Annotated in this window: 13 protein-coding genes; 6 read left to right on the top strand and 7 right to left on the bottom strand. The window is 74.8% G+C overall.

The features are described from left to right. Positions 1-49 precede the first annotated feature (49 nt). Complete coding sequence (locus tag FHU37_RS26545; RefSeq protein WP_179817162.1) at positions 50-865, top strand: phosphotransferase; 816 nt, start codon at positions 50-52, stop codon at positions 863-865. Positions 866-932: 67 nt separating this feature from the next. On the opposite strand, the gene FHU37_RS26540 is transcribed toward FHU37_RS26545, so the two are convergent. Beyond that, on the bottom strand, positions 933-1,385 hold the full coding sequence (locus FHU37_RS26540) for a VOC family protein (protein WP_179817161.1): 453 nt from the start codon (positions 1,383-1,385) through the stop codon (positions 933-935). Between the two features lie 364 nt (positions 1,386-1,749). Between FHU37_RS26540 and fes the strand changes: the two genes are divergently transcribed. Then, a complete protein-coding gene (gene fes / locus FHU37_RS26535; protein ID WP_312892877.1) occupies positions 1,750-3,246 on the top strand; it encodes an enterochelin esterase in 1,497 nt (498 codons plus the stop codon). 28 nt (positions 3,247-3,274) lie between these two features. On the opposite strand, the gene FHU37_RS26530 is transcribed toward fes, so the two are convergent. Next, complete coding sequence (locus FHU37_RS26530; RefSeq protein ID WP_179817159.1) at positions 3,275-4,585, bottom strand: hypothetical protein; 1,311 nt, start codon at positions 4,583-4,585, stop codon at positions 3,275-3,277. Between the two features lie 385 nt (positions 4,586-4,970). Between FHU37_RS26530 and FHU37_RS26525 the strand changes: the two genes are divergently transcribed. Next, entirely contained in the window at positions 4,971-5,816 is an 846-nt protein-coding gene (locus tag FHU37_RS26525; RefSeq protein ID WP_179817158.1) for an SGNH/GDSL hydrolase family protein, read from the top strand. A gap of 131 nt (positions 5,817-5,947) precedes the next feature. Here FHU37_RS26525 and FHU37_RS26520 read toward each other — a convergent pair whose 3' ends face one another. The 4 genes from FHU37_RS26520 to FHU37_RS26505 form a co-directional block, all read right to left on the bottom strand. After that, positions 5,948-7,372: a sugar porter family MFS transporter gene (locus FHU37_RS26520; protein WP_179817157.1), complete on the bottom strand. Its 1,425-nt coding sequence runs from the start codon at positions 7,370-7,372 to the stop codon at positions 5,948-5,950. Between the two features lie 533 nt (positions 7,373-7,905). Continuing rightward, a complete protein-coding gene (locus tag FHU37_RS26515; protein WP_179817416.1) occupies positions 7,906-9,192 on the bottom strand; it encodes a citrate synthase in 1,287 nt (428 codons plus the stop codon). Between the two features lie 372 nt (positions 9,193-9,564). Continuing rightward, a complete protein-coding gene (gene recD2 / locus FHU37_RS26510) occupies positions 9,565-11,934 on the bottom strand; it encodes an SF1B family DNA helicase RecD2 (protein ID WP_179817156.1) in 2,370 nt (789 codons plus the stop codon). A gap of 70 nt (positions 11,935-12,004) precedes the next feature. Beyond that, entirely contained in the window at positions 12,005-16,048 is a 4,044-nt protein-coding gene (locus FHU37_RS26505) for an ABC transporter ATP-binding protein (RefSeq protein WP_179817155.1), read from the bottom strand. A 247-nt stretch (positions 16,049-16,295) separates the two neighbouring features. Between FHU37_RS26505 and FHU37_RS26500 the strand changes: the two genes are divergently transcribed. After that, the gene (locus FHU37_RS26500) at positions 16,296-17,651 is read left to right on the top strand and encodes a M14 family metallopeptidase (protein ID WP_179817154.1); all 1,356 of its coding nucleotides are present in this window, start codon (positions 16,296-16,298) and stop codon (positions 17,649-17,651) included. 159 nt (positions 17,652-17,810) lie between these two features. On the opposite strand, the gene FHU37_RS26495 is transcribed toward FHU37_RS26500, so the two are convergent. Further along, positions 17,811-18,800, bottom strand: coding sequence for a siderophore-interacting protein (locus tag FHU37_RS26495; RefSeq protein ID WP_179817153.1), 990 nt, complete (start codon positions 18,798-18,800; stop codon positions 17,811-17,813). Between the two features lie 308 nt (positions 18,801-19,108). Between FHU37_RS26495 and FHU37_RS26490 the strand changes: the two genes are divergently transcribed. Then, positions 19,109-19,822 carry a carbonic anhydrase gene (locus tag FHU37_RS26490; protein WP_179817152.1) on the top strand — a complete coding sequence of 238 codons (714 nt, stop codon included), beginning with the start codon at positions 19,109-19,111 and terminating at the stop codon, positions 19,820-19,822. A 607-nt stretch (positions 19,823-20,429) separates the two neighbouring features. Beyond that, positions 20,430-20,993 carry a helix-turn-helix domain-containing protein gene (locus tag FHU37_RS26485; protein ID WP_179817151.1) on the top strand — a complete coding sequence of 188 codons (564 nt, stop codon included), beginning with the start codon at positions 20,430-20,432 and terminating at the stop codon, positions 20,991-20,993. The last annotated feature ends 563 nt before the right edge of the window (positions 20,994-21,556 follow it).

Raw genomic sequence — 21,556 nt, 5'->3', positions numbered from 1 at the left:
GTCGGCCCGGCCCGGCCGATCGGCAAGGGGCCGGCGGTAGCGTGGGGGCATGACGACACGGGGCGGGGAGGCGGACGGCGAGGTGCTGTCCGGGGGCATGGCCAACGCCGGCGCGGTCTTCCGCCGGGGCGGGCTGGTCGATCGTCCGGCGCCGCGGAACGCGCCGGCCCTGCACGCCCATCTCACCGCGCTCCGCCGGCGGGGCTTCGACGCGGCCCCGACGCCGGTCCGTCTCACCGACGACGGCCGCGAGCACCTGACCTTCCTCCCCGGCGAGGTGGCCCTGCCACCGTTCCCCGCCTGGGCGCTGACCACGGCCGCCCTGGAGTCGGTGGGGGCCCTGCTGCGGCGGCTGCACGAGGCGGGCGCCGCCGTTCCGGTCGACGCCTCCGTGGACTGGCCCCGGGAGCTGGCCGACCCGGAGGGAGGGACGGTGCTGTGCCACAACGACGTGTGCCCGGAGAACGTCGTCTTCCGCGACGGCCGCGCCGCCGCCCTGATCGACTTCGACCTGGCGGCACCGGGCCGCCCGATCTGGGACGTCGCGATGACCGCCCGCTACTGGGTGCCCATGCTCGACCCGACGTCCGCCGCGCTCGCCTACCCCGACGGACTGGACGCGCCGAGCCGGCTGCGGATCCTCGCCGACGGCTACGGCCTCTCCACCCGGGAACGGGCCGAACTGCCCGGCGTCATCGAGCAGGCCACCGAGGCCGGTCGGGCCTTCGTCGCCCGGCGGGTGGCCGACGGCGACCCGGTGTACCTGCGGGCGATGGCGGCGAACGGCGGATGGGAGCGCTGGGACCGCATGCAGGCCTGGCTGGCGACCCACCGTGACGGGTTCGTGGAGGCGCTGCTGAGCTGACGGATCGCCGGCCGCCGGGCAGGCGGGGGTCGGTCGGGCAGCCGATGGTCAGTCGGGCGGGCGGGGGTCAGTCGGGGAGGCGGGGCAGGCCGGCCTCGTCGAGCGGCCAGGCCGGGTTGTGGGCGAGCTCCCAGGTGTGTCCGTCCAGGTCGGCGACGTAGGCGAGGTAGCCGCCCCAGTCCGCGGCGGTGGCCGGGCGCAGCACGGTGCCGCCGGCGGCCACGAAGGCCGCCACGGCGTCGTCGACCTCGGCGCGGCTGCCGAGGTTGAGGGCGAGGACGATGCCGGGGAAGGGCGCGGGACCGGGGTGCGGGCCGGTGGCCTCCCGGCCGCTGTCGGCGGCGAGGGCGTCCCGGCCGTAGAGGGCGAGGATTCCGCCGGCGGTGTGGAAGAAGGTGACCTCTCCCTCGACGGAGGCCGAGGACGGCCGCCAGCCCAGGGCGCGGTAGAAGTCGGTGGCGCGGCGCAGGTCCGCGACGCCGAGGGTGACCAGGCTGATCCGGGCGGGGACGGTGCTCATGGCGGCTCCGGGGGACGGGGTTCGGGGACGGTGTGGGCCGGACGGCGCGGTCGGGCGGCGCGGGTCCGGCGGTGCCGGACGGGCGGCATGGGCGGGGCGGGCCGAACGGCGGCCGTGCCGGGTGGAGGGCCGGCACGGGATCACCGTACTCACCGGCCGGGGCTCCGGGTGGGCGCGACGCGGTGACGGCGCGGCCGTGACGCGGCGTCGGGAGCGTCCCCGGGAACGGCGGGAGCCCCCCGGAGTCGCCGGGAGCGGCGCCGGCGGTCGCCGATCGGCCGGCAGGCGAAGAAGGGTAGCCTTACCTCGCAGCCTCGGGTGCTGACCGGGCGTCGCAGGGATCGGCGGGTGGAGCGTGATGGCGGTGGTGGGGTCCGACGGCAGGTCGGCGGCGCCGCACGTGCCGCGCCCGGAGCCGGTGGCCTCGGCGACGAGCCCGCGCCTGGAGCGGCTGGCGGCCGAGGTGGCGGCCGGCGACGGCGGGGCCCTGGCGCGGTTCTGGTCGGAGGCGGCGGCCGGCGGCGGGCCACTGGTCGAGCCTGTGGCCGCGCCCGGCGAGGGCCGGGGGGTGGGCCGCTATGCGGTGACGTTCCTGTGGCGGGACCGCGACCCGGCGGCGGCCGACGCCCGGACGGGGGCCGCCGAGACCCGGACCCGCGGGGTGGCGGTGCTGGTCAACCGGCTGTCGGATCCGCGTCTGGTGGAGAACGCCGCCATGCGCCGGCTGGCCGGGACGGACGTGTGGTTCCGGAGCTTCCTGCTGGACGGCGACTGGCGGGGCTCGTACCACCTGCTGGTGGACGACCACCGCACGCCGCTGCCCGAGCCACCGGCCGGCCTGGATCCACGGCGCGCCCGCGCGCTGCTGCGGCACGCGGTCCCGGATCCGCTCAACCCGCGGCGGCTGCCCTCCCGGTGGGGCGGGCCGGGGGTGAGCGTGGCGGAGCTGCCGGCGGCCCCCGCGCTGGGCGAGTGGCGACGGCGCCCGGGTGTGCCGGCCGGGCTGCTCACCGAGCACGCGGTGGACAGCGACGCCCTGGGCGAGCGGCGCCGGGTGTGGGCGTACACGCCGCCGGCCGGGGCGGTGGCGGCGGGTGCGCGGCTGCCGGTGCTGGTCCTGCTGGACGGTGAGATGTGGGGGCCTCGGCTGTCCGTGGCCACGCTGCTGGACAACCTGGTCGCCGAGCGGCGGCTGCCGCCACTGCTCGCGCTGCTGCCGGACTCGGTGGACGTCGGGACCCGTGCGCGGGACTACGGGTGCGACGCGTCCTTCACCGACTTCCTCCACCGGGAGCTGCTGCCCTGGGCCGAGCGGCACCTCGGGGCGACCTCGGATCCGGCGGCCACGGTGGTCGCCGGGGAGAGCTTCGGCGGGCTGGCGGCGCTCTTCGCGGCGTTGCGCGCGCCGGAGCGGTTCGGCAACGTGCTGGCGCAGTCCGCCTCGCTGTGGTTCCGTCCCCCGGCTCCGCAGGCCGGTCCGCGCGGGACGGGCCAGCGGGAGACGGGCCCGTGGGAGACCGGCGAGCGCGAGGCCGGCCGGCGGGAGGCGGAGCCGGACGCGGGTTCGGGCGAGTGGTTGACGGAGCGCTTCGCCGAGGCGTCCGGGGCCGGCGGGGCGGCCGGCCGGGTGCGCTTCCACCTGCGGGTCGGCCGGCTGGAGTGGCAGCTGCTGCCGCCGAACCGCCGGCTGCGCCGGGTGCTGGAGGCGGCGGGCCGTCGAGTCACCCTCACCGAGTACAACGGGGGCCACGACTACGCCTGCTGGCGCGGCGGTCTGACCGACGGGCTGGTGGAGTTGCTCGGCGCCGGTGACGCGGCGCGCCCGGCGGACCCGGCGGACGCCGCGCCCCGCGCCGGCTGAGGCGCGGGGCGTTCCGCGGCGCCGAGGGTCAGCCGCCGGAGGCCGCGCGCAGCAGGACACGCCCGAGCAGCGGCAGCCGGGGCTTGGCGTGCCGGCCGCGTCCCCTGGCGCCCCTGGCCGTCCCCCGGGGCGCGCCGTCCCGACGAGCGTGCCGCGGGCCGTGCGGCCGGTCGGCGGCGGGCGGCGGCGGGTGCTCGGCCGACTCAGCGGGGACGGCGGGCGGCACGGGCGGGGTGGGCGGGGCGAACAGCGGCGGCACCGACGCGATGGGGGGTGTGCGCGACGCGGTGGGCTCCGGCCGGCGGGGGGTGCCCGGACAGGGGGTGCGCGGCGCAGGCCGGGCGCCTCGGGCGCCGGCCACCGGAGCCCCCGGGAAAGCCGGGAACGCCGGGAACGCCGAAGCGCCCCCGCTCCCCGATGGCACGGGGCCGGCCGGACGCCCCGGGGCGACGTCCGGGCGCCCGGTGGGCCGGACGTGCCCGGAACCACCCGGTTGCTCGACGTGCCCCGGATGCCCGAATCGCCCCGCGTGCTCGGGCCGGTCCGGCGGCTGGGGCCGGCCCGCATGCTGTGGCCGTCCTGCCTGCTGGTGGCGGCCCGGCTGCTCGGTGCGTCCGGCGCGGCCCACGTGGTCCTGGGGGCGGCCGTGCGGGGGGTGCGGGTGGCGTGGGACCGGGCGGATCACCGGCAGGACCAGGGTGCCGTCGAGGTCCTCGTAGTCCACGTAGTGGAAGCCGGGCGCCGGGCGGGTCGGCGACTCCGCCTCCTCGGCCGCGCGGACCTCGGCCACCACCCGGTGGATGCGCTCGGCCAGCGCCGAGGGCTCGCCGGCGACCGGGCCGGCCGCCGGGCCCGCCGCCGGCCACCGCCCCTCCCGCGGCCCTCGGCCGGCCGGCGGGAACGGCGGGAGCGGCGCCGGTTCGGTGGTGGTCGGGCCGGCCGCCCCGGCGGGCGGCGCCACGTCGAGCTTCTCGCCCAGCCAGCGCACCGCGACGCCGGGCGCGCCCGCGCCCACCGGCTCCCCGGCCGGCCCGGGATGCCCGACCGGCCCGGTCCGCCCGGCCCGCGTCGCCGCCTCCGCCGACGCGCCGGTGGCCTCTCCGGCCGACCCACCCGGCGACCCGCCCGGCGGCCTGCGGGGCGGCGGCACGACGGCCGACCGGTCGCGCCGAAACGTTCCGCCGCCCGGCCGCTCCGGCTCCTCGGGCAGCACCGGCCCCTGCCAGGAGGAGGCCGGCCGCGCGTTCCAGTCGACGGCCGACGCCGCGTGCCTGGCACGCCCGCCGGCCCGGACGTCACGGGTGTCGCGGAGGTCACGGGGGTCCGCGGTGACGGGCATCTGCACTCCTTCGACGTGCGCGCACGGCTACGGCACACGCCGTACGGCAGGGACTCGCCCACCATGCAACCCACCCGCGGCGCTCCAGGGGCGGGAACCGGGTCGGCTTCCCCCGATCGAGCGAACGCATGACCGTTCTCCTCCCCACCGCGCTCTCCCCCGCTAGCCGCCGCCGCGCTCTCCGGCGCCAGCCGGACGTCCCCCCGGGCCACTACGGAGCGCGTCGAAACCGCCGGAACGCCGGTGTGATGCGCATCGCCATCCCAGGACTTTTACGGATGAATGCCGCAAACGTGAATACTTACGGTCGCGTAGCCGGCACCCTGAGATGCATGATGCGGTGGTGTCAGCCAATCATCTGAAGAATCGCGGTATACGCACGTTCATGGCCCTGGGGGACAGCTTCACCGAGGGTCTCAACGATCCCGGCCCCGCCGGGGGCTGGTACGGCTGGGCCGACCGGCTCGCCGGGATGATCGCATCGGCACACCCCGAACTCCGGTACGCCAACCTCGCCGTGCGCGGCCGGCTGCTCGACCGGATCGTCTCCGAGCAGGTGCCGCAGGCGCTCGCGTTCGCCCCCGACCTGGTCTCCTTCTCGGCCGGCGGCAACGACATCATCCGCCCCGGCAGCGACCCCGACGAGGTCGCCGCCCGGTACGCGGACGCCGTGCGGCGGATGACCGAGGCGGGGAGCACCGTGCTGGTCTTCACCGGCTTCGACACCCGCGAGACGCCGGTACTGCGCCGGCTGCGCGGCAAGGTCGCCACCTACAACGGTCACGTCCGGGCCATCGCGGACCGGTACGACTGCCCGGTGGTGGACCTGTGGGCGCTGCGCACGCTCTCGGACCGGCGGGCCTGGAGCGCGGACCGGCTGCACCTGTCCTCCGAGGGCCACCGCCGGGTGGCGCTGCTGGCCGCGCAGGCGATCGGCATCCCGGTGGACGGGGACCCGCGGGAGCCGTGGCCGCTGCTGCCGCCGGTGCCCCGGGTGGCGGCGCTGCGGGAGAACGTGCACTGGACCCGGGAGCACCTGCTGCCGTGGGTGGGCCGCCGGCTGCGCGGGGTGTCCTCCGGTGACCTGGTGCGTCCCAAGCAGCCGGAGCTGGCGCCGTACCAGGACGCGCGCACCGGCCGGACCACGCGGCTGGGCGGGGGCGGCTGCGCCACGCAGTCGCCGGTGCGGGCGTCGCACGCCTCCGCGGAGCAGCGGACCTCGGGCGCCTGACGTCCCCCGTGGCGTTCCGGCCCAGGCCGGGCCGGGCCGGAACGCCACGGAGAACGGTGTGACGAAGGGGCCCCTGCCTCCCGCGGGAGGTAGGGGCCCCTTCGTCACATCCGGGTCGGCGGGTGGGCTGCTCAGCCCTCCATCGACTCCAGGGTGCGTCCCTTGGTCTCGGTGACGAACCGGGCGACGAAGATGATCGACAGGCCGGCGAACAGGGTGAACACCAGATAGGAGCCGCTCAGGCTCCAGTCCGCCATGGACGGGAAGGCGGTGGTGATCACCCAGTTGGCGATCCACTGGGCGGCGGCGGCCACGGCCAGGGCGGCGGCGCGCACCCGGTTGGGGAAGATCTCGCCGAGCAGCACCCACACGCCGGGGCCCCAGGAGAAGGCGAAGAAGAGGACGAAGGCGTTGGCCGCGACCAGCGCGACGGCGCCCTGCAGCTCCGGCAGGCTGGGGTCGCCGTTCACGATGGTGGCGGCGGAGAAGGACCAGGCGGCCAGGCCGAGCGCGACGGTCATGCCGATCGAGCCGATCAGCAGCAGCGGCTTGCGGCCGATGCGGTCCACCAGCGCGATGGCGACGAAGGTGCCGACGATGTTGATGATCGAGGTGGAGAAGCTGATCAGCAGCGAGTTGCTCTCCTCGATGCCCACCGACTGCCACAGCATCGACGAGTAGTAGAAGATCACGTTGATGCCGACGAACTGCTGGAGCACCGACAGCGCGATGCCGATCCAGACCACCGGCAGCAGGCCGCCGCGCGGGCCGCGCAGGTCCTTCAGCGAGGAGCGGTGCTCGGAGCGCAGGGACTGCTCCAGCTCGGCCATGCGGGCGTCGACGTCGCCGCCCTCGACACGGGCGAGGACGTCCCGGGCCTCGGCGGTGCGGCCGACGGCCACCAGGTGGCGGGGGGACTCGGGGATGCGCAGCGAGAGCGCCCCGTACAGCACGGCGGGCACCACGGCCACGGCGAGCATCCACTGCCAGGCGTACAGCGGGCCGAGCTTCTCGGAGGCGCCGCCGGCGGCGGCGGCGATGCCCCAGTCGACGAGCTGGGAGATGGCGATGCCCAGCACGATGGCGAGCTGCTGGAGCGAGGCGAGCCGGCCGCGGTAGGCGGCGGGGGCCACCTCGGCGATGTAGGTGGGGGCGATCACGGAGGCGATGCCGATGGCGATGCCGCCGACGAAGCGCCAGGCGCCGAGGTCCCAGATGGCGAACGGGACGGCGGAGCCGACGGCGCTGATGGCGAAGAGCAGCGCCGCGATCTGCATGACCCGGGTGCGGCCGTGGCGGTCGGCGAGCGAGCCGGCTATCCAGGCGCCCACGGCGGAGCCGAGCAGCGCCGCGGCGACGGTCAGTCCGGTGGCGGCGGTGCCGACGCCGAAGTGGTCGCGAATGGCGGTGACGGCGCCGTTGATGACGGCGGTGTCGTAGCCGAACATGAAGCCGCCGAGGGCGGCCACGGACGCGATGCGGGTCACGAAGCCCAGTCGGGCCGGGGCGGTGGGGGTCACGCCTCCGGACGGGCGGGGCGATGCCACGGTGGACATGCCGGGGTTACCTCCATGTTTCCAGGTCCTGAACGATCGCCCCTCGCCCAGTACTGCGGCTCGGGCGCCGGGGGTGTTCAGGACCCGGCGGCGGGAAAGGGGTATCCGCGAAATGGGCACGACAAAGCCCCCAAAACGGTGGTGATCCACCGCAGGGTGCGCCGTCGCGTTCACCTCGCCCCGGGATCATAGGCACAGATGCGATGAGAAATGAACAGTCACTGGACCAATCAATCCAGGCTGACTTCAAGACCTGAAGAGAGCGCGACCGAAGGTGATGGATCCACTCTGCTCCGCAGACGACATTCCGGACATTTCACCGCGTTGACGGTGTACGGAGATCACCTTCGCCCCAATGACGTTCCGGTCACATTCCCCCGGTCGCGGCCCGCTCCCCCCACTCCGCGGCCGCCGCAGCCCTCCCCGCCACGCCCGGCGAGGGCCCGTCCGAGGGAACGCGAAGGGCGCGGCGACCACGCGACGGACCGGACGGGTCCGTCACGCGCGGTCGCCGCGCCCTTCGACGGGTGCGATCAGCGCTGGTCGAGCGGCACGTAGTCGCGCTGCTCCTCGCCCACGTACACCTGGCGCGGGCGGCCAATGCGGGAGCCGGACGCGATCATCTCGCGCCAGTGCGCGATCCAGCCGGGCAGCCGGCCGATCGCGAACAGCACGGTGAACGCGTTGGTCGGGAAGCCCATGGCCCGGTAGATCAGGCCGGAGTAGAAGTCCACGTTGGGGTAGAGCTTGCGCTCGACGAAGTAGTCGTCGGCCAGCGCCCGCTCTTCCAGCTTCAGCGCGATCTCCAGCAGCTCGTCCTTGACGCCGAGCTTGCCGAGGACGTCGTCGGCGGCGGTCTTGATGATCTTGGCGCGCGGGTCGAAGTTCTTGTAGACCCGGTGGCCGAAGCCCATCAGCCGGACGCCGTCCTCCTTGTTCTTGACCTTGTTCAGGAAGGCGTCGACGTCACCGCCGTCGTTGCGGATCCGCTCCAGCATCTCCAGCACCTCCGCGTTGGCCCCGCCGTGCAGCGGGCCCCACAGCGCGTTGATGCCGGCGGAGATGGAGGCGAACAGGTTGGCCTGGCTGGAACCGACCAGGCGCACCGTGGAGGTGGAGCAGTTCTGCTCGTGGTCGGCGTGCAGGATGAGCAGCTTGTCCAGGGCGTCCACGACGACCGGGTCGGCCTCGAAGCGCTCGCTCGGCACCGCGAAGGTCATCATCAGGAAGTTCTCGATGAAGCCGAGCGAGTTGTCCGGGTACAGCAGCGGCTGGCCGATGGACTTCTTGTAGGCGTAGGCGGCGATCGTCGGGAGCTTGGCCAGCAGCCTTATCGTCGACAGGTGGACCTGGCGCTCGTCGAACGGGTTGTGGCTGTCCTGGTAGAACGTGGACAGCGCGCTGACCACCGACGACAGCATGGCCATCGGGTGGGCGTCGCGCGGGAAGCCGTCGAAGAACCGCTTGACGTCCTCGTGCAGGAGGGTGTGGCGGCTGATCTCCTCGCGGAAGTCGTCGAGCTGGGTGGCGGTCGGCAGCTCGCCGTGGATCAGCAGGTAGGCGCTCTCCAGGAAGCTGCCGCGCTCCGCGAGCTGCTCGATCGGGTAGCCCCGGTACCGCAGGATGCCTTTCTCGCCGTCGAGATACGTGATGGCGGATTTGTACGCGGCCGTGTTGCCGTAGCCGCTGTCCATGGTCACCAGACCGGTCTGGGCACGCAGCTTGCCGATGTCGAACCCGTCGTCGCCGACGGTGCTCTTGACGACCGGGAACTCGTACTCACCGTCCTGGTAGCGCAGTACTACCGAGTTATCGCTCAACGTCATCCCTCACGAGATAAGTCCATGCTGGCATGGCCGGAGACAGGCGTCGCGGAGGGGGCCGGCCCTCCGGTGGCGCGGGCGGCCTGCGTTCGGCTGCATGCTCAATGACTCCTCCTACCTTCCCCCACCCCGGCCCGCGTCACCTCAGCGGGGTCACCTTCCGTCATGCGCGTCGCCGCTCACAAGGGTGCGTGGAGCGATCAACTTGTCTGCGGTAGTCGGACAGCAATGAACCATTCGGACATATGACACGCGCATTTCATGCGTATTTCACCCGACAACACCCCTCACCGGAGCCACCCCGACGCCCTCGCGACTACCCCCGATGTGGGAAACGTCACTCGCCGGGCTGCTCCAGTTGTGGGACGTCTATACAGGGTCCGGCGCGTCGACCGGCCAGGGCGCCCCGTCCGGCCCGAACGTCCCGCCCGGATCGCGCGGCGCCCGCCCGGCACCGGCCAGCCGGAAGGCGAGGCCGGTGTGCCGGCGCCCGGCCGAGGCGCTGCGGACCGCCTGCCCCAGCGCCCTGCGCGACCCCACCAGCACCACCAGCTTCCGCGCCCGGGTGACCGCCGTGTACAGCAGGTTGCGCTGCAGCATCGTCCAGGCACTGGTGGTGAGCGGCACCACCACCGCCGGGTACTCGCTCCCCTGCGAACGGTGGATGGTGACGGCGTACGCGTGGGTCAGCTCGTCCAGCTCGTCGAAGTCGTAACCCACCTCCTCGTCCTCGTCGGTGAGGACGGTCAGCCGCTGCTCCTCCACGTTCAGCGACACCACGGTGCCGACGGTGCCGTTGAAGACGCCGTTCGCGCCCTTGTCGTAGTTGTTGCGGATCTGGGTGACCTTGTCGCCCACCCGGAACACCCGGCCGCCGAACCGCCGCTCCGGGACGTTCGGGCCGGGCGGGGTGACCGCCTCCTGGAGGGCCGCGTTGAGCGCGCCGGCGCCGGCCGGGCCGCGGTGCATCGGCGCGAGGACCTGCACGTCCCGGCGCGGATCCAGGCCGAACCGGCGCGGGATCCGGCGCGCCACCACGTCCACGGTCAGCCGGGCCGCCTCCTCGGAGTCCTCCTCGGCGAACAGGAAGAAGTCCGGCAGCCCGGTGGTGATCGGCGGGACGCCGGAGTTGATCCGGTGGGCGTTGGTGACCACACCCGACTGCTGCGCCTGCCGGAAGATCCGGTTCAGCCGCACCCGCGGCACCGGGCCGTCCTCGGCCAGCAGGTCGCGCAGCACCTGCCCGGCGCCCACGCTGGGCAGCTGGTCGACGTCGCCCACCAGCAGCAGGTGGGCGCCCGGCGGAACCGCCTTGACCAGCTTGTTCGCCAGCAGCAGGTCGAGCATCGAGGCCTCGTCCACCACCACCAGGTCGGCCTGGAGCGGGTTGTCCCGGTCGTAGGCGGCGTCCCCGCCGGGCTTGAGCTCCAGCAGCCGGTGCACGGTCGACGCCTCGTGCCCGGTCAGCTCGGCCAGCCGCTTGGCGGCCCGGCCGGTGGGCGCGGCCAGCACCACCGTGGCCCGCTTGGCCAGCGCCAGCTCCACCACCGAGCGCACGGTGAACGACTTGCCGCAGCCCGGGCCGCCGGTCATCACCGAGACCTTCTCGGTCAGGGCCGTGCGCACCGCCCGCTCCTGCTCGGGCGCGAGCTCGGCGCCGGTGCGCGCCGCCAGCCACTCCAGCGCCCGCGCCCAGTCCACGTCGGCGAAGGCGCCGAGCCGGTCCTCGGGGGCGTGCAGCAGCCGCAGCAGCTGGTTGGCCAGGGAGATCTCCGCACGGTGGAACGGCACCAGGTAGAGCGCGCGGACGGGCGGGCCGTCGGGCCCGGGGAGCTCCTCGCGGACCACGCCCTCCTCGGCGACCAGCTCCGCGAGGCACTCCACCACCAGGCCGGTGTCCAGCTGGAGCAGCTTGACCGCCGCCGCGATCAGCGCCTCCTCCGGCAGGTAGCAGTGGCCGTTGTCGGCGCTCTCGGACAGCGCGTGCCGCAGCCCGGCCTTGACCCGGGCCGGGGAGTCGTGCGGGATGCCGACGGCCTGCGCGATCCGGTCGGCGGTGAGGAAGCCGATGCCCCAGACGTCGGCGGCCAGCCGGTAGGGCTCCTCGCGGACCACGGAGATGGAGGCGTCGCCGTAGGTCTTGTAGATCCGCACCGCGAGGGAGGTGGACACCCCGACGCCCTGGAGGAAGACCATGACCTCCTTGATGGCCTTCTGCTCCTCCCAGGCCGCGGCGATCATCCTGGTCCGCTTGGGGCCGAGCTTGGGCACCTCGATCAGCCGTTCCGGCTGCTCCTCGATGACGGTGAGGGTGTCGGTGCCGAAGTGCTCCACGATGCGGTCGGCCAGCCGCGGACCGATCCCCTTGATCAGCCCGGAGCCCAGGTAGCGGCGGATGCCCTGCACGGTGGCGGGCAGCACGGTGGTGTAGTTCTCCACGGTGAACTGCCGGCCGTACTGCGGGTGCGAGGTCCACCGGCCGTGCAGCCGCAGCGACTCGCCGGGCTGCGCGCCGAGCAGCGCCCCCACCACGGTGAGCAGCTCGCCGGCGCCCCGGCCGGTGTCGACCCGGGCGACGGTGTAGCCGGTCTCCTCGTTGGCGTAGGTGATGCGCTCCAGCACGCCCTCGACGACGGCGAACCGCGCGGCCGCCTGCTCGGCGGCGCGGCGCGGCGACGGCGGCCCGCCGGAACGGGAGGCGGAACCGGCGGAGGGGCGCGCGGCGGGCGAAGCGGTCATCGAACCCCCTGGACGAAGCGGCCCCCGACCCAGGGGGTGGCGAGCACGTCGCCACCGACGCTACCGGTCCTCACCGACGCCCCACCCCGGTGGCCCGGCCGTCCGCGGCGGTTCCCGGGGCCGGACCGGTCCCGGGGGCGGCGTCCGGCGCCGGCGTCCCACCGCCCTGCACGCCCCCCTGCTCGCCCCAGGTGAAGGCCCGCCACAGCCGGGCGTAGTGCCCGCCCGCGGCGACCAGCGCGTCGTGGGTGCCGTCCTCGACCACCCGGCCGCGGTCCAGCACCACGATCCGGTCGGCACGGGCGGCCGTGGTCAGCCGGTGGGCGACCAGCAGGGTGGTGCGGTGCCGGGCCAGCAGGTCGGTGGCGGCGCCGACGGCCGCCTCGGTGGTCAGGTCGAGCGCCGCGGTGGCCTCGTCGAGCAGCAGGATGTCGGGGCGCACCAGCTCCGCGCGGGCCAGGGCGAGGAGCTGCCGCTGGCCGGCGGAGAGGTTGCGGCCGCGCTCGGCGACCGGGTGGTGGTAGCCGCCGGGCAGCGCGGCGATCATCTCGTGGGCGCCGACGGCGCGGGCGGCGGCCTCCACGTCGGCGTCCGAGGCGTCGGGGCGCCCGTAGGCGATGGCGTCCCGGACGGTGCCGGCGAACAGGTAGGTCTCCTGGGGGACGAGGCCCAGCCGCTGCCGGTAGCCGGCCAGGTCGAGTTCGCGCAGGTCGTGGCCGTCGACGAGCACCCGCCCACGGGTGGGGTCGTAGAACCGGGCGACCAGCTTGACCAGGGTGGACTTGCCGGCGCCGGTCTCACCGACGAAGGCGACCCGCTGGCCGGCCGGGATGCGCAGGGTCACCCCGTCGGTGGCGCGCACCGGCGCCGGGGCCCCCGCGCCCGGGCCGGCCGGCGTGCCGCCGCGCCCGCCGGGTGCGCCGCTGCCGCCGGGCGTGCCGGGGGTGTCGCCGGGGTCGTCGTCGGCGGTGCCGGGGGTGTAGGAGAAGTGGACGTCCTCGAACCGGATCTCCCCGCGCAGCCGCGTCACCGGCAGCGGGTCCTTGGCGGGCAGCACGCTGGTGGGGGTGCGCAGCAGCTCGCGGATCCGGCGCAGCCCCACGGCGGCCTGCTGGTAGCCGTCGAAGACCTGGGAGAGCTGCTGCACCGGGCCGAAGAAGAGCTGGATGTACAGCAGGTAGGCGACGAGTTCGCCGGGGGTGAGGGTGCCGTCCAGCACCCGGCGGGCCCCGACGGCGAGCACCGCGGCGGCGGAGAGCTCGGACAGCAGGGCGATGAACGGGAAGTACAGCGAGATGCACAGCTGGGCGCGGACGCGCAGCCGCCGGTACTCGTCGCTGCCGGCGGCGAAGGCGCGCCGGTTGCGCTCCTCGCGGCGGTACGCCTGGACGACCCGCATGCCGGCGACGCTCTCCTGGAGGTCGGCGTTGACCGCGCTGATCCGGGTGCGGGCCTGCTGGTAGAGCCGGGAGGCGCGGGAGCGGAACAGGGCGGTGGCGGCGAGCGCCAGGGGGAGGGCGGCGAGGACGACGAGGGCGAGGCCGGCGTCGATGAGCAGCAGGGCGGTGAGGATGCCGGCGAAGGTGAACAGGGAGACCACGGCGGTGATGACGCCGGTCTGCAGGAAGGTGCTGAGGGCGTCGACGTCGGTGGTCATCCGGGTCATGATCCGGCCGGCGCGTTCGCGCTCGTAGTAGTCGAGCCCGAGGCGTTGCAGGTGGCTGAAGATCTTGACCCGGAGCAGGTAGAGGACGCGTTCGCCGGTGCGGCCGGTGACCCGGAGCTGGGCGATCTGGGCGCCCCAGGTGACGGCGGCGACGGCGAGGGCGGCGAGGGCCGCAGCGGTGACGGCGGCGCCGTCCCGGCCGAGGACGCCCTCGTCGATGCCGTGCCGGATGAGGACCGGGATGGCCAGGCCGGCGACCGCGTCGAAGGCGACGAGGGTGAGGCCGAGGAGGAGGGCGGGACGGAATCCGGAGAGCAGCCGGGCCAGGCTGAAGCGTGGGTCGGGGGCGCGGGCGGCCTCGTCGTCGACGCCGGGGGTGTCGTCGGCGGGGGGCAGTGCGGCGACCCGGGCGAGCAGGTCGGGGCTCGGGGCCATGGCGGACATCCCGCCGCGCGGCCCCATGCCGCCGCCCATGCCGCCGCCCGTGGGGCCGGCCTTGGCGCCGGCAGCTGCGCCGCCCGTTGCGCCGGCCTTGGCGCCCGGGGCGCTGCCAGGGGGTGTGGCGGGTGCCGCCGGGCGCTGCCAGGCGTCGGCGGTGACGGTGTGGGCCGCCGCGCCCTCCCGGGCGGAGGCGGCCTCGCGGGCGGCCTCGGCGGCGCGTTCGGCCCGGGTGAGGTCGTCGTCGCTGATCAGCAGCCGGTAGGCGGGGCAGCGGGCGAGGAGTTCGTCGTGGGTGCCGACGTCCAGCAGCCGGCCGGCCTCCAGCACGGCGATGCGGTCGGCGAGTTGCAGCGTGGAGCGGCGGTGGGCGATGAGCAGGGTGGTGCGCCCCCGCATCACCTGGCGGAGCGCGTCGTGGATCTGGGCCTCGACCTGGGCGTCGACGGCGGAGGTGGCGTCGTCGAGGACCATCAGCTCGGGGTCGCCGAGGATGGCCCGGGCGAGGGCGACGCGCTGGCGCTGGCCGCCGGAGAGGGTCAGGCCCTGCTCGCCGACGACGGTGGCGTAGCCGTCGGGGAGGTCGCGTATGAAGCCGTCGGCGCGGGCGGCACGGGCGGCGGCCTCGACCTCGGCGTCGGAGGCGTCGGGGCGGCCGAAGGCGATGTTGTCCCGGACGGTGGTGGAGAACAGGAAGCTGTCCTCGGGCACCAGGCCGATCAGGGCGCGCAGCGAGTCCAGGCGCACGTCACGGACGTCGTGGCCGTGGACCCGCAGGGTGCCGGAGGTGACGTCGTGGAAGCGGGGCAGCAGCAGGGAGGCCGTGGACTTGCCGGAGCCGGAGGCGCCGACGAGGGCGACGGACTCGCCTCGGCGCACCCGGAGGGTGAAGTGGTCCAGGGCGGGGGTGGTGGCGCCGGGGTAGCTGAAGGTGACGTCGTCGAACTCGACGGCCCAGGGGCCGGGGCCGCCGTCGGCGGGGAGGGGGACGGCGTCGGGCTTCTCGGTGACCACCGGGCGCAGGTCGATGAGCTGGTAGACGCGTTCGACTCCGGCGCGGGACTGCTGGCCCATGGTAAGCATGTTGGCGAGCATGCGGACGGGGCCGGTGAGCTGGGCGAGGTAGGAGGAGAAGGCCACGAAGGTGCCGAGGCTGATGTCGCCGCGCAGGGCGAGCGCGCCGCCGAGGGCGAGCATCCCGACCTGTCCGAGCAGCGGGACGAGCTGCATCAGCGGGGTGTAGCGGCTGTTCATCCGCACGGCGCGGACGCGGGCGGCGAACAGGCGCCGGCTGGCGTGTTCCAGTCGGGCGATCTCCTGGCGTTCCTGTCCGAAGCCCTTGACCACGCGGACGCCGCCGACGGCCCCGTCGACGACGCCGGCGACGGCGGCGGCGCGGGACTGGGCGTCCCAGGTGGCGGGGAAGAGGACGCGCCGGCTGCGGTTGGCGAGCAGCACCAGGGCGGGGACGACGGCGAGGGCGACCAGGGTCAGCGGCGGTGAGAGCACCAGCATGACGACCAGGGAGACGGCGAAGGTGAGCAGGTTGCCGCTGAGCAGCGGCACCATGGACAGCAGTCCCTGGACGAGTTGCAGGTCGGAGGTGGCGCGGCCGACGACCTGTCCGGTCTCCAGGCCGGCCTGCCGGGCGCCGTCGAGGCGGGTGAGGGAGTCGAACAGGCGGGTGCGCAGGTCGTGCTGGACGTCCACGGCGAGCCGGCCGGCGTGGTAGCGGCGCAGGTGGGTGGCGGCGAAGACGAGCAGGGCGGCGACGGCGAGCAGGCCGGTCCACAGCGGTGCGGTGTCGCCGCGGCCCGCGGTGACGTCGTCGATGAGGGCCTTGGTGATCAGGGGGGTGAGGGCGGCCACGCCCATGCCGGCGACGCTGGCGCCGAAGGCGATCAGGACGCTGCGGCGGTGGCGCAGGCAGTCCCGTACGAGGCGGCGCAGCCAGCCCTGTGGGTGCGGCGGGGCCTGGTCTGCTGCTGCCTTCGCCTCCGTTGACGCCATGCGGTCCGCTCCAGCCGGTCGTGTTGTCTGGGGTTGTTCCGACACAGACCCTAACCGGGGGTTCGGCGCGTTCCTTCCCTACCAGCAATAGATATGAATAGAGCAAGAAATGACTGATTAACGGGCGGCGATCGGATCGAGCCGAATTCCGGAGGCGCGATTGACGCGGACATGCGCATGACTGACGATCAAGAACGCTCGTGCGTCACCTCCCGCGTCCCACCGGACCCCCTCCAGGAGGACAGTCATGCGACTGCCCGTGCGACGAGGACGGGTGGCGGCCACCGCCGCCGCGCTCGCCCTCGCCCTCACCGCCCCGCTCGCCCTCAGCCAGGCGAGCGCCTCCCCGGCCGCCGCCGCCCCAGCCGGATCCGGCGCCGGCGCACCGGCCGCCCTCGTCGACGAACGGGTGAGCAGCTACGTGGTCTCCGGCGCCGAGACGGCCGCCGCCCGATCGGTCGTCGCCGCCACCGGCGTGTCGATCGACGCGGTGCGCGACGACGGCTCGGTGGTGGTCACGGCGACGGCCGCGCAGGCCGACCGGCTGCGCCGGCTGGGGCACACCCTCACCGTGATGTCGATCCCGAACCGCGCGGCCTCCGACGACATCGGGGTCCTGGACTTCCCGGCGGCGGACTCCCGCTACCACAACTACGCGGAGATGACGGCGGAGCTGAACGCCGCCGTCGCCGCGCACCCGGGGATCATCAGCCAGCGGGTCATCGGACGCTCCTACGAGGGCCGCAACATCGTCGCGATCAAGATCAGCGACAACGTGGCCACCGACGAGTCCGAGCCCGAGGTCATGTTCACCGCCCAGCAGCACGCGCGCGAGCACCTCACGGTGGAGATGGCGCTGTACCTGGTGAACGAGCTCACCGACGACTACGGCACGGACAGCCGGATCACCAACATGGTGAACAACCGGGAGATCTGGATCATCCCGAACGTCAACCCGGACGGCGGCGAGTACGACATAGCCACCGGCAGCTACCGCAGTTGGCGGAAGAACCGCCAGCCCAACACCGGGTCCTCGTACATCGGCACCGACCTGAACCGCAACTGGGCCTACAACTGGGGCTGCTGCGGCGGCTCCTCCGGCTCGCCGTCCAGCATCACCTACCGCGGGTCGGCGGCCGAGTCGGCGCCCGAGGTGAAGGTCGTGGCCGACTTCGTGCGCAGCCGCCGGATCAACAACGTGCAGCAGATCCGGGCGTCGATCGACTTCCACACCTACAGCGAGCTGGTGCTGTGGCCGTTCGGGCACACCTACTCGGACACCACCACCGGCATGACCCAGGACCAGCGGGACACCTTCGCCGCCGTCGGCACGGCGATGGCCGCCACCAACGGCTACACCCCGCAGCAGTCCAGTGACCTGTACATCACCGACGGCACCATCGACGACTGGCTGTGGGGCAACCAGCGGATCTTCGCCTACACCTTTGAGCTGTACCCCGGCCCCAACAGCTCGTACGGCTTCTACCCGCCGGACGAGGTGATCGCGGCGCAGACCAGCCGCAACCGGGAGGCGGTCCTGCTGCTGCTGGAGAACGCGGACTGCATGTACCGGGCCATCGGCAAGGAGGCGCAGTACTGCTGACGCCGTACCGCTGACGCCTCGCCGCCCGGTGGCCGCCTGGCACCGCGGCGGCCCGTGGGGGTGCCGCCGGAGGGGACTCCTCCTCCGGCGGCACCCCCACGGTCGTTCCCCGGCCCCGGAGGGCGCGTCGACCCCGGAGGGCGTCCGGGCGGGCCGGGATCAGAGCGGGCCGCCCCGGCGCCAGTAGCCGGAGAAGGTGACGGAGGTCTTCGCCCAGCCGCGCTCGCGCACCAGGTGGCGGCGGATCTCCCGGACGGCCGACGCCTCCCCGGCGACCCAGGCGTACGGCGCGCCACCGGGCACGCCGTACGCCCCGCTCGGGCCGCCCGGGTCCGGCAGCTCCGCCCCGCGCACCGCGGCCACCAGCAGCTCGCCGGTCCGGGTGGCCGCGCCGCTCCCCGGCCCCGCGGACCGCGGCAGCCAGGTCAGCGAGGTGGCGGCCGGGACGCGCGGCGGACACGCGTCCCGGGCCGTCGGAACCTCCACGAAGGCCCGCACCACGGCGTCCTCGGGCAGGCGCTCCAGGATGCCGCAGATGGCCGGAAGCGCCGTCTCGTCGCCGGCGAGGAGGTACCAAGGGGCATCCGGCGGCGGCTGGAACTCGCGGGCGGGCACCGCTTCGGGGCAGTCGCCGTTCGGTCCCACGATGACCAGCGGGTCGCCCGGGCGGGCCCGCTCGGCCCAGGCCGAGGCGGGGCCGGCGGCGCCGTGCCGGGCGAAGTCCACGTCCACCTCGGCGTGCTCCGGGCGGGCGGCGCGGGTGGTGTAGGTGCGCATGTGCGGGCGGACCTCGTCGGGCAGGTCCAACCAGGCCCGGTACCAGTCCGGGCCGTCACCGAGCACCGGCCGCTCCTGACCGGGCAGCGGGAACAGCAGCTTCAGTCGCTCGTCGTAGCCGGCGGTGCGGAAGCGGCCGAGGTCGGGACCGACGAAGGTGACCCGGCGCAGGTTCGGGGAGACGTCGGTCACCGCAGCGACCCGCACCGCGAACGGCCGGTACGGGGGGACCGGCCCGGGCGCGGGAGCCGCGCCGGCGGCGGGGGCCGGGCCGGTCGCGCGGGCCGTACCGGGCGTGGAGGCCGGGCCGGTGGCGGGGGCCGGGACGGTCGTGGGAGTCGTGCGGGAGGGACCGGGAGCCGTGACGGCCATGGAAGGTCTCCGTTCGTCGGTCACGGGTGGGCGCGACGTCGGGCGAGCGCGCGCCGCGGGGCGCCCGCGTCCGGTGTGGACGTACCGGTCCCGTACCCCGGCACCCATCAACTTAGCTGAGCCTAGGCTAACTTGACGGGGCGTGCTCCCCTTACCAGCCCCATGCCACTCCCGCACCACCCCTTGACTACGGGTTTGCCCCTCCCATACCGGCGGGCGCCTAGCCTCCAGGCGTGCTGATCACCGGCGCGCGCGGCCGGAGCCGCCGCGCGGCACGCCGGCGCACCGTTCGCCTAAGGAGCCACGGCATGTCCGTCGACAACGACAGAAGAACTCTCATACGCACGGCGCTCGCCGGGACGGCGGCGCTCGGCGCCGGGGCGTTGTCCCTGGCCGGCGCCACGACGGCGAGCGCCGGCGAGACCGCCGCCACCCGAGCCACCGACCCGCACAGCGTCTGGCACGCCCTGCTGGAAGGCAACCGCCGCTGGCGCACCTACCACCAGCTCCACCCCCACGAGGACCAGCAGATCCGCACCACCCTGGTGTCCGGCCAGCACCCCATCGCCGCCGTGCTGAGCTGTGTGGACTCCCGGGTCCCGCCGGAGCTCGTCTTCGACCAGGGCCTGGGCGACCTGCTCACCACCCGCACGGCGGGCCAGGTGCTCGACGAGGCGGTGCTCGGCAGCGCCGTCTACGGCCCCGTCGAGCTGGGCATCCGGCTGCTCGTCGTGCTCGGCCACTCCCGGTGCGGCGCGGTCACCGCGGCCGTCGAGTCCGACGAGTCCGGGGTGCCGCTGCCCGGCCACCTCGCCTACCTGGGCGAGCAGATCCGGCCGGCGATCGACCACAGCCTGCACGGCGACGCGCGGGTCGACGCCGCCATCACCACCAACGTGCGACTCATCGTGAACGCCCTGCGCGCCGACGCCGACCTCGCGGGCCTGGTGAACCGCGGCGAACTGGTCGTCGTGGGCGCCCGGTACGAGCTGGACACCGGCCGGGTGCACCAGGTCGCCTGACCACCCCGCACCCGGCCGCACCGCCCCCACCCCACCGGCGCGGTGGGCGCGGCCGGCGCGTGACAGGCGCGGGACGTGCACGGTGGGCGTCCCCGCCCCCCGTCCGTCCGTCGAGCCCCTCCCGTCCCCGCGTTTCCCACGCCGCCGCGTCCCCGCCGAACGCCCACCCGGGCCACCGGCCGCGCCCGTCCCGCGCCGTCCCAACGCACTGGCGGCCACGGCCGCCCGCGGTCCACTCTGGCCTCGGCGGTCGGCCCCGGAAGCCGAGCCGGAGCCCTCCCGCCACCGCCACCGAAGCGCGTCCGAGAGGTTGGGGGACTCGCGGACCCGCGGCCGAGGGGGGCGGACCCGTCCGGCGGGGTGGCGCCGTCGCATCGTCACCCAGGGGGCGCCGGAGAACGGATCGGGGGCACACGCCGTCCGCGTGTGCCCCCGATCCGCCTGTCGTGCGCCTTCCGCTCACGCGGAGTAACCGGTGTACTCGACCCCGGACAACGGCCCGGGACCGGGCCGCACGGGGACGGCCCACGGGGCCCGCGCGGGGGAACGTCGCGGACACCGGGGCCCTTGGGGACCGCACGGTTCCCGCACAGTACGGGGGTGGGGCGTGTCGCGGCGACGTGACGCGGAGGAGGGGGCGTCCGAGAGCGCCCGGGAACTGGCCGACAGCCTGCGGCGGTTGCGCGCGCGCAGCGGGCTGACACTGACGGCGCTGGCGGAGCGCACGCCGTACAGCAAGTCGTCGTGGGAGCGGTACCTCAACGGCAAGAACCTGCCGCCACGCCAGGCCGTGGCCTCGTTCGCCCAGGCCGTGGGGGTCCGGCCGGACCGGCTGCTCGTGCTGTGGGAGTTGGCGGTACGGGCGCAGCCCGCGCGGGGGCGCCGGCCGGCCGGGCCGGGGGAGGACGCCGTGGTCGGGGCGGAGGCGGAGCCGACCGGGGGGCGGCTGCTCGCCGCGGCCTCCCCCGTTTCCTTCCGCGCCGTGGTCGGTGTGGTGGCGCTGGCCTTCCTCGCGGGGCTGCTCACCGGCTGGGCGCTCGGCCGGGGTAGCGGCCACCTTCCCGGGCGCTCGGTCACACGCTCGGCCGGGCACGCGCCCGGGCACGCGCCCGGGCACTCGACCGGGCACGCGACCGGGGTGACGGCAGGCCCGACCGTGCTCCCACACTGACGCGCCGGAACCTTTCTCCCCTTGCCCCCACCCCCGGGGGGACGATGAGCCCCTTCTTCAGGATCCCACCCCCCTCACAGCGAAGGACAGCCCCAAGCTCGGCCCTGTGGATAACTCCACACAGGCGCACCGAAACCTTTCTCCCCGTCCCCCTACCCTGTGGGACGATGAGCCCCTTTTTCAGGATCCCACCCCCCTCACAGCGAGGGGCAGCCCCAAGCTCGGCCCTGTGGATAACTCCACACGGGGACCGAAACCTTTCTCCCCATGCCCCCACCCCAGGGGGACGACGAGCCCCTTCTTCAGGATCCCACCCGCCCCACTGCGAAGGACAGCCCCGACCTCGCTCCTGTGGACAACTCCCTACAGGCGCATGACAGGTGATGCCCGCCGGCCGGCGACGGCCGATGCCGCGCGGAGGAGGGTGAGCACCGGCGCAGCCTAGGCGGGCGAGCACAGTTGGCCCTCCCCCCGCCGAACCAGCTTGGCCCCGGCCCCGGCGAACCAGTTCGGCCTCGGCCTCGGATCGGGCGAACCAGCTTGGCCCCGCGCCCCGACGAACC

The organism is Allostreptomyces psammosilenae, from assembly GCF_013407765.1.
In the GTDB taxonomy this organism is placed as follows: Bacteria; Actinomycetota; Actinomycetes; order Streptomycetales; family Streptomycetaceae; genus Allostreptomyces; species Allostreptomyces psammosilenae.
The sequence above is the reverse complement of the archived record's forward strand: the minus strand, read 5'-3'. Positions and strand labels throughout refer to the sequence as shown.

Bases quoted from the DNA above. Each gene is read 5' to 3' on its own strand.
- FHU37_RS26490 (WP_179817152.1), top strand. From the start codon at position 19,109: ATGTCCGTCGACAACGACAGAAGAACTCTCATACGCACGGCGCTCGCC.
- FHU37_RS26505 (WP_179817155.1), bottom strand. From the start codon at position 16,048: ATGGCGTCAACGGAGGCGAAGGCAGCAGCAGACCAGGCCCCGCCGCAC.
- FHU37_RS26530 (WP_179817159.1), bottom strand. From the start codon at position 4,585: ATGCCCGTCACCGCGGACCCCCGTGACCTCCGCGACACCCGTGACGTC.
- recD2 (WP_179817156.1), bottom strand. From the start codon at position 11,934: ATGACCGCTTCGCCCGCCGCGCGCCCCTCCGCCGGTTCCGCCTCCCGT.
- FHU37_RS26500 (WP_179817154.1), top strand. From the start codon at position 16,296: ATGCGACTGCCCGTGCGACGAGGACGGGTGGCGGCCACCGCCGCCGCG.
- FHU37_RS26545 (WP_179817162.1), top strand. From the start codon at position 50: ATGACGACACGGGGCGGGGAGGCGGACGGCGAGGTGCTGTCCGGGGGC.
- FHU37_RS26495 (WP_179817153.1), bottom strand. From the start codon at position 18,800: ATGGCCGTCACGGCTCCCGGTCCCTCCCGCACGACTCCCACGACCGTC.
- FHU37_RS26525 (WP_179817158.1), top strand. From the start codon at position 4,971: ATGGCCCTGGGGGACAGCTTCACCGAGGGTCTCAACGATCCCGGCCCC.
- FHU37_RS26520 (WP_179817157.1), bottom strand. From the start codon at position 7,372: ATGTCCACCGTGGCATCGCCCCGCCCGTCCGGAGGCGTGACCCCCACC.
- FHU37_RS26540 (WP_179817161.1), bottom strand. From the start codon at position 1,385: ATGAGCACCGTCCCCGCCCGGATCAGCCTGGTCACCCTCGGCGTCGCG.